Below are 8,001 nucleotides of genomic sequence, written 5' to 3'. Positions count from 1 at the left end.
ACTCAACCTTAAAGTCAAATACCGAGAAAGCTTTAGACCTTTTGCGCCGGCCATCTTACGTGAAGATGTTGCTGACTGGTTCGAGATAGATTATGACAGCCCCTATATGCTCCTGGTCGCCGATGTCCAGAAGTCTCTTCGAAGAGAAATGACGGATGACGAAAAAAAATTATTTGGGATCGATAAACTGAATATTAAGCGATCAGAAGTTCCAGCAATAACCCACATTGACTACTCAGCCCGGATACAAACTGTCCACAAAGAAACCAATCCGCTTTTTCACTCGTTAATATCCAGGTTCAAGGAGCTGACGGGTTGTCCAATAGTGGTCAACACATCCTTCAATGTTCGAGGAGAGCCGATCGTCGCATCCCCAACAGATGCCTTCAGATGCTTCATGGGAACAGAAATTGAATTGCTGGTCTGTGGAAATTCCATTCTGCACAAAAACCACCAAAACCTCAAACTGACAGAAGACTATAAATCAAATTATGATTTAGATTAAAACCGTCCGTCTTGCCGGAATAACCCCTAACGAGACTCTAATTTTTAGACACTAAGCCCTATATAATTTGTTTGTCTCTTCTGCAATTTTGTCGTGCAGATAGAGCATCAACCAGCGTTTGCTTCCTTCTTTAACGATTCCCAAAGCTACGTCGCGAAACAGAATTCCGGGCTGTTTTTTTTGCAGGGTCTTAAAAATTGTCCTGCCCCATTTAGCCGCCCGCCCTACCTGATACTTCTTAAACCAGTCATAAAACTGATTATCCGTGAAAGGGATCGCCACCTCTTTGGCACCTGTTAAACAGGATACTTTTAAATCCAGCATTTTGTTCAGCACCGGCTTCTCGTTCAGCCGCCCCGCCCACTCCAAATAACCTGCCAGGCACTTCAGTAAATCATAAACCGTAACTTCATAGAGAGGTGTTGAGGACTGAGGATGCCAGAACCGGGCAATGTTTGTTACCAAGGCACTGTAAAGAAACTCCGCCTCCTTATAAGGCAAAGGCTTAATCGAAAGCAAAATACTTTTTCTTGATGTTTCTACGATGGTGCGAACTTCATCTGGCAAGGGAAAATCCTCATCCTCCTGCAAATGATCCATTTCATCCAGCAAAAATTCCGGTTCAAAGGCTTCATCAGTTTGATGACGACCATAAACTTTAATCGCAGCCTCCCCTGTTATCAATATCCAGAGACGTTTCAGTGATCGAATGACCAGGCGATTTAATAACCAGGACCGTATCCGGGAGAACCCAAATAATATAGTTTTATTTGTATCTACATTATTCATTCCCTTCTCAGAACATGGCACTACTTCACGCAGACGAAACTGAGCCACTTTGTCAATACCGGCAAACTCCAGCAATGTCAGGATCTGCTGATTCATTTCCCGAAAAGCTGTAAAAACCTCGCCGATCCGTGCCTGCTCCAGTGGCTTTTTTCCTTCAGGATAATAAATATGGGCAATGCCATAAATTAATCGCAAGCTATCCGCAACTATAGACTCGATTCCATTCTCTGTATTTTCTTGTTTTTCAGAACAGGCATCCAGCACAAGTACCAGCGCACGATGCTCCTCTGGCGAGTTATTTTCATTCAATCTGCCCTGGAGTTTTGAATATCTAGTACCGACAAACCGCCAAAGTCTGGCAATCACTTTCCCCTCCTTCCAGTATAAAACCATGACGCAAAAAACCGGCAGGAGACATGCAACTCCAACTATCAGGATCAACTCAAATGATGTCATGACTTTTTTATATAAGAAGGAAGAAACATTGGTGTTATATTGAATGCGTTTATCAATGTTGTTATTTTCCTCAAATCTTGACCGGTCCAACTATGAAACCGCTCTACCTGAAAATTTCTACCCTTATCTTCACAGGACTGATTTTAACCCAATGTGGAGAAAATAAGAGTGCCCAAAAATATGTTCAGGAGGGAATTGAGTATTCTAATGCTGGACAATATGAAAAAGCCGGGGAGTCTTTTATGAACGCAGTCAAAGCAGACCCCAAAAACCTTGAGGGCTATTATGGGTTAGGAGGAATTTATAATCTTGAAAAGAAATTTGAACAAGCCGAGAAGGCTTTCAAGACCGCCATTCAGCTAGACCCCACTCATTTCAACTCCTGGTACAGCCTGGGTTATACCTACGAGCTAATGGGTAAAAAAGAAGAAGCAGAGAAAAGCTTTGCGAAGTACCGTCGACTTAAAGGTGAAATGGACTCCATCATGAGCAAGGACAAGCCTTGAGACCATTAATACTTTTCATCGTCCTGTTTACCTGGGTCAGTGCCTGCGCTCCTACCAAGAAGCACCGCAAACGATATCGAAGGGCTTATCCGGCAGAGCAATCTGTAAAAAAATCGTCTTCCAAAAAACCTGATACCATTCTCAAGAAAAAGACCCCCGTTTTGCGTGGTACGGTGAAAACCTCTCTGCTCCCTACAATATTGAACGAAAAGGACAAGTCCTTGATGATCCTGATCGATGCGGGCAAGTATCATACCGGGCAGATGCAAATTCCTTCTCGCGGAACTCTTAACAGAGAAAATTCTTCTTTTATTACCCTGCAAGCTTTTTATATTGACCGGGCAGAAGTCACAGTCTCGCAATTCCGCAAATATCAATCCAGCTATAATGAAAAACCATTCACCAACGGGAAAGAGTGCCCAAACTGCCCGGCGATGGGTATCAACTGGATTCAGGCAAGCAAGTATTGCAGGTGGGCAGGCAAACGACTTCCACAAGAAGAGGAATGGGAGGCTGCGGCAAGAGGTGCCAACAATTTCTCTTACCCATGGGGAAAAGTTTTTCTTCCAAAACACTCTAATTTAAGGGGAGAAGAAGATGGGTATCTTTATTCTGCTCCTGTCGGTTCATTTTTGAAGGGGGCCAGTCCCAGCGGTCTTGTGGATATGTCAGGGAATGTCTGGGAATGGGTGGATAGTAAAAAATCTTCTCGGCCCCAACCTGACACCCAAATCGTTAAAGGCGGAGGTTGGACCAGCGATCAAAACCAGGCACGTATTTCATTTCGTAACCATGTCGATCTAAAAATGAACAATCCGACATTTGGTTTTCGGTGCGCAAAGTCTCTGGAACAAAAAAGATAAATCCTGGCCTAAAACAAGAGAAGCCAGCGAAGAACTCGCTGGCTGAACTCCTGCAAACTATCTATTCAGGCGGGGTGGTGAATCAAGAGCAACCCGAAGTTGCTCCACAGGTCATGCACTTCAAACAAGTTCCGTTTCGAACTAATGTCAAGCTTCCGCATTCCTGGCAGGCATCACCTTCATAGCCTTTAAGTTTAGCTATCACTGCCGTAGTCGTCGCAGTTCCAACTGATGCGCTGTTCTCTGCTGTAGAGACCTGCGCTCCATTTCCGTTGCCATTACCATTTCCGTTAGAAGGAACCGCAACAACTGGTCTAGTCACTGCTTCAGTCTTCGCAGCAGTTTCAACCGCTGGCGTACCTTCTAATAAAGATGGTCTTTCTGAAGAATCATCAGGATCAAACACTGTTTCCTCATCGCTGGACTGTTGATCCTTTTTCCCGATGGAGTCTGCCCGCAAATCATCCGGAGTCACTTGGGCCAGATCGGTCCTGCCCAGGTATGTGATTGCGAGTTCTCTGAAAATATAATCAATCGTTGATGTGGACATGGTGATCGCTTTATTACCGGTAACAATTCCATTCGGTTCAAACCTGGTGAACACAAACGCATCGGAAAACTCTTCAAGCGGAACCCCGTGTTGCAGACCAAGCGAAATCGCAATGGCAAAGCAGTTCATCAAACTGCGGTAGGCCGCGCCTTCCTTATGCATATCGATGAAAATTTCTCCAAGAGTCCCATCATCATACTCGCCTGTTCTAAGATAAACCTTGTGGCCACCGATAGAGGCTTTCTGCGTATAACCTTTTCTCCGGTGAGGCAGAGCTTTTCTTTTATGCTCACGCACCACTTCAATGATCTGTTTGGCGGCTTGCATAGCCGGCGCCTCTTCTTCCATCTTCAGCTGGTTGAAGCTATCTGTCGCAACACTGTTTAACGGCTGGCTTAGTTTGGAGCCATCGCGATAGACGGCGGTACCTTTCAGCATCAGTTTCCAGCTCAGCATATGCGCTCTCTCAACATCTGTAATGGTCGAGTCATTAGGCATATTGATGGTTTTGGAGATTGCGCCTGAAAGGAAAGGCTGGGCTGCTGCCATCATCCGGATGTGCGCCTCGGGGCGAATGAAACGTTTGCCATATTTTCCGCATTGGTTGGCACAATCAAAAACAGGATAGTGGCGCTCTTTCAGGTGAGGGGCATCTTCTACCGTCATTCTTCCACAAATGCTGTCATTGGCCGACTGAACCTCCTCATCGGTAAAACCCAGATGCTCAAGCATTTTAAAAGTTGGGGAGTTTAATTGTTCATCCGTTAACTTCAAGACCTCTTTGCAGAACGATTCCCCTAAAACAAATTTATTGAACGCAAAACTGATATCGAAAGCCATCGGCAGTTCAAGCTGGATATTATCCAGAATATCATCGGTGAAGCCTTTTTTACGTAACGAAGCCCTGTTGATATATGGAGCCGTATCCAGGCTTCCCGTTCCCACGCAGTAATCGACAATATCCTTGATCTCGTCAGGCTTGTAACCCAGCCTTCTAAGCGCACCAGGAACGGATTGGTTGATAATCTTGAAATAACCGCCTCCAGCCAGTTTCTTATATTTGATCAAAGCATAGTCCGGCTCAATACCCGTGGTATCACAATCCATCAACAACCCAATTGTGCCCGTAGGTGCTATGCAGGTAGTCTGGGCATTGCGGTAACCATAGCGTTCTCCTAAAGAAAGTGCGTCAGCCCACTCTTTCTGGGCCGCATCAAGGAGATAGGAAGGACAATGTTCCGCCTGGATACCCTGAGGGTATACGGTGAGTCCTTCATATTCATGAGCCTCCACATTATGCGCCGCACGCTGGTGATTTTTCAGAACACGGAGCATAGCGTCTCTGTTTTTCTTATAGCCCGCGAAAGGTCCCAGCTCTCCAGCCATTTCAGCCGACATGGCATAGGCAGCACCTGTTGTCATTGCTGAAATCGCTCCAGCAATAGCCCGGCCATTTTCAGAATCATAAGGTATCCCCATCACCATGAGCAATGCTCCCAGGTTGGCATAACCAAGACCCAGGGTGCGAAATTCAAAACTCTTTTGAGCAATAGCCTGATTAGGAAACTGCGCCATCATCACTGAAATTTCCAGCGTCAGGGTCCACAGACGGCAAGCATGCCGGTAGTTTTCTATTTCAAAAACTCCCTTATCTTCATCGTAAAAACGCATCAGGTTAATCGATGCCAGATTACAAGCCGTGTCATCAAGGAACATGTATTCAGAGCAAGGGTTGGAAGCACGGATAGGACCGTCTTCTGGGCAGGTATGCCATTCATTGATGGTCGTGTGAAACTGAAGTCCCGGGTCGGCACTGGACCAGGCTGAATGATTTACTTTTTCCCACAAATCTTTAGCGGCAAGGGTCTTGACCGTTTCACCGTCTGTTCTGCGAGTCAGGTTCCACTCTCCATCACACTCCACCGCACGGAGAAACTCATTGGTTAATCGGACCGAGTTGTTGGAGTTCTGTCCTGAAACTGTCAGGTATCCTTCTGAAGTCCAACTCGTGTCATACTCTTCAAACTCAATGTCCTTGACACCTTGTCGGGCCAGTTGGATAACGCGGTAAATATAGTTTTCCGGAACGAAACAATCCAATCCTTTACGTACAGCTTTTTTCAGGGCTTTGTTTTTCTGTACATCAAAACGCGTCTCTTCACTTTCATCCTTTGCCCAGCAAGCTTTTATGATTTCTTTCAAACACCGACGGGTCATTTTGCTTCCCGATGCAAGTGCCGCTACTTTACGCTCTTCCTTGACTTTCCATTCAACAAACTCTTCAATGTCAGGATGATCCATGTCGAGCGTTACCATCTTGGCCGCGCGTCGTGTGGTTCCACCTGACTTGATCGCACCGGCTGCACGGTCACCAATTTTCAAGAAACTCATCAACCCGGAAGATTTGCCACCACCAGAAAGTGGTTCGCCATCTCCACGAAGGTTCGAGAAGTTACTACCGGTCCCAGATCCAAACTTAAACAAGCGGGCTTCCTGCCGCCACAAGTCCATGATCCCACCGTCACCTACCAAGTCATCATCAACAGAGAGAATGAAGCAGGCATGCGGTTGAGGCCGTTCATAAGCATTTTGAGATTTTGCCAATTTGCCCGCTTCCTCATCGAAATAATAATGGCCCTGCGCCGGCCCTTCCAGGCCGTAGGCCCAGTTTATCCCGGTGTTAAACCATTGAGGAGAATTGGGTGCCGCCAACTGCCGTGCAAGCATATAACGCATCTCATCAAAATATGCACGCGCGTCTTTCTCACTACTGAAACAATTATTTTTCCACCCCCAATATGTCCAGCATCCGGCCAGGCGATGAAAAACTTCCTGGGATGTGGTTTCCCGGGAAAACTGAGCGGATTCAGGAAGTTGACTAAGAGCCTCTTCATCAGGAACCGATGGACAAAGCCATTCAGGCAACCCCGGCTCAAACTTCTTTTTTAACCGGGCAGGAACTCCTGCCTTGCGAAAATATTTCTGCGCCATAATATCGACTGCCACCTGAGACCAATTGTCAGGCACCAATACATTCTTGATCTCAGAAACTACAGACCCATTGGCATTGGTAATTTTAGAAACCCGCTCTACAAAATTAATCCCTTCATAGGGATCCTGATGCTCTGTGGTGGTAGGTTTTTGAGTAAATATCCGGTCGATTCGCATTCCACCTCGCTTAAGAAGATAATTTCAACAGTTTTAATAAGTTATGAGCCAAAGACTCGAAGGTCAGCTCTCCCTAAACCGCACTTTTGCTTGAAAAAATTTCGGGTAATTCGAATCACAAAATATCTATATTTTGTGTCGCTCAGCAAAATATTATACAAGATGTTGTATGTCAATCGAAATGTGGGAAGCCCTGAAAACTTTCTTTCAAGACCGTAAAACATAAAGGTTTCACTAATTGCCATACCTTTTAATATAGGCAAATAAAAAACGAAAATCAATAGAAAGAAAATCAAAAAATGTTTTTTTCATCGCTGATTTTTAAGGGAAAGCGGCGCAACTCCAAAGATAACTTGAGAGCAGGTTGTTCAGCCGAGAACACTCCTGGCTTGCACTGAAAAACTATTGCTCGCTGGCTTCACGCCTAGTGAGGGAGGGACCAGTCAATTTCCACTTTGCCAACAAACTCCATTAAGCCAAAGGGGCCATCTTTGGTTCCTTCTGTAAGCTTGATGTGAGTGGCGTCCACGACATCCTGACCAAACGTCGGATCCAGAGCTCGCCATTCGCCCACATAAACTTCAGGCCAGGCATGATAAAGAAATCCGGCATATTCTTTCGAATACACCAGTCCGTTCACAATACGGGTAGGGATGCCCGATGCGCGGGACAATGCTGTGAACAGAAATGTATGCGATTGGCACTCGCCCCTTCTTTCATGCAGTGCATCCAGTGCTGAGACGGTATCCACCAGTTCTTTTTTCAGGTTCAGATAGACCCAACGGTTGATGTCTTTAGCCACTTTCCAATGATTCTGAGTATCTCCGACAAGTTCTTTAGCTAAAGCCCGGATCATTGGGTGACGGGATTGCACCTCAGCAGATTCTTCCAGGTACCTTGAGTCTTTTAAAGGCTTTCCGCGCTCACTTGATTTAATGGCAGTCGTTTCCGGTTCTGTTTTAACGCTCAACGTGACACTATAAAAACCGTTCGGCAGTGTTTCTGACCTGATAACCTTTTGCCGGTGATCTTGAGGAACGAGTTTAGGAGATCGCAGGGGCTTAAGGTGAAAAACCAGTTCCCTAGTCCTGTCCGGCCGGTCTATAGGCTGACTGGGCTTAACACGACTCATCGTTATCAGGCTGCTGACCGTCAACGGTTCAT

Annotated in this window: 6 protein-coding genes; 3 read left to right on the top strand and 3 right to left on the bottom strand. The window is 45.8% G+C overall.

Going from position 1 to position 8,001, the window contains the following annotated elements; genetic code table 11:
• Nucleotides 1–505, top strand: a 505-nt coding sequence (locus tag F3741_12275) for a hypothetical protein (GenBank protein ID MZG31556.1), incomplete at its 5' end; no start/stop codon positions are given.
• Nucleotides 506–556: 51 nt separating this feature from the next.
• Here F3741_12275 and F3741_12270 read toward each other — a convergent pair.
• On the bottom strand, nt 557–1,840 hold the full coding sequence (locus tag F3741_12270) for a hypothetical protein (protein MZG31555.1): 1,284 nt from the start codon (nt 1,838–1,840) through the stop codon (nt 557–559).
• A 2-nt stretch (nt 1,841–1,842) separates the two neighbouring features.
• Between F3741_12270 and F3741_12265 the strand changes: the two genes are divergently transcribed.
• Nucleotides 1,843–2,256 (top strand): tetratricopeptide repeat protein, encoded by a 414-nt coding sequence (locus F3741_12265; GenBank protein ID MZG31554.1) that lies wholly within the window; start codon nt 1,843–1,845, stop codon nt 2,254–2,256.
• Entirely contained in the window at nt 2,253–3,119 is an 867-nt protein-coding gene (locus F3741_12260) for a formylglycine-generating enzyme family protein (GenBank protein ID MZG31553.1), read from the top strand. The genes F3741_12265 and F3741_12260 overlap by 4 nt, the downstream gene beginning before the upstream one ends.
• An 82-nt stretch (nt 3,120–3,201) precedes the next feature.
• Here the strand turns inward: F3741_12260 and F3741_12255 are convergent, their stop codons facing one another.
• The gene (locus tag F3741_12255) at nt 3,202–6,837 is read right to left on the bottom strand and encodes a vitamin B12-dependent ribonucleotide reductase (GenBank protein ID MZG31552.1); all 3,636 of its coding nucleotides are present in this window, start codon (nt 6,835–6,837) and stop codon (nt 3,202–3,204) included.
• Nucleotides 6,838–7,261: 424 nt separating this feature from the next.
• Nucleotides 7,262–7,969, bottom strand: coding sequence for a transglutaminase domain-containing protein (locus F3741_12250; protein MZG31551.1), 708 nt, complete (start codon nt 7,967–7,969; stop codon nt 7,262–7,264).
• Nucleotides 7,970–8,001: the final 32 nt, after the last annotated feature.

It is taken from the genome of Nitrospinota bacterium (assembly GCA_009873635.1).
In the GTDB taxonomy this organism is placed as follows: domain Bacteria; phylum Nitrospinota; class Nitrospinia; order Nitrospinales; family VA-1; genus LS-NOB.
This window is presented reverse-complemented; position numbering and strand designations above follow the sequence as displayed.

Coding starts and splice junctions, on each gene's coding strand:
- F3741_12255 (MZG31552.1), bottom strand. CDS start 6,837: ATGCGAATCGACCGGATATTTACTCAAAAACCTACCACCACAGAGCAT.
- F3741_12250 (MZG31551.1), bottom strand. CDS start 7,969: ATGAGTCGTGTTAAGCCCAGTCAGCCTATAGACCGGCCGGACAGGACT.
- F3741_12265 (MZG31554.1), top strand. CDS start 1,843: ATGAAACCGCTCTACCTGAAAATTTCTACCCTTATCTTCACAGGACTG.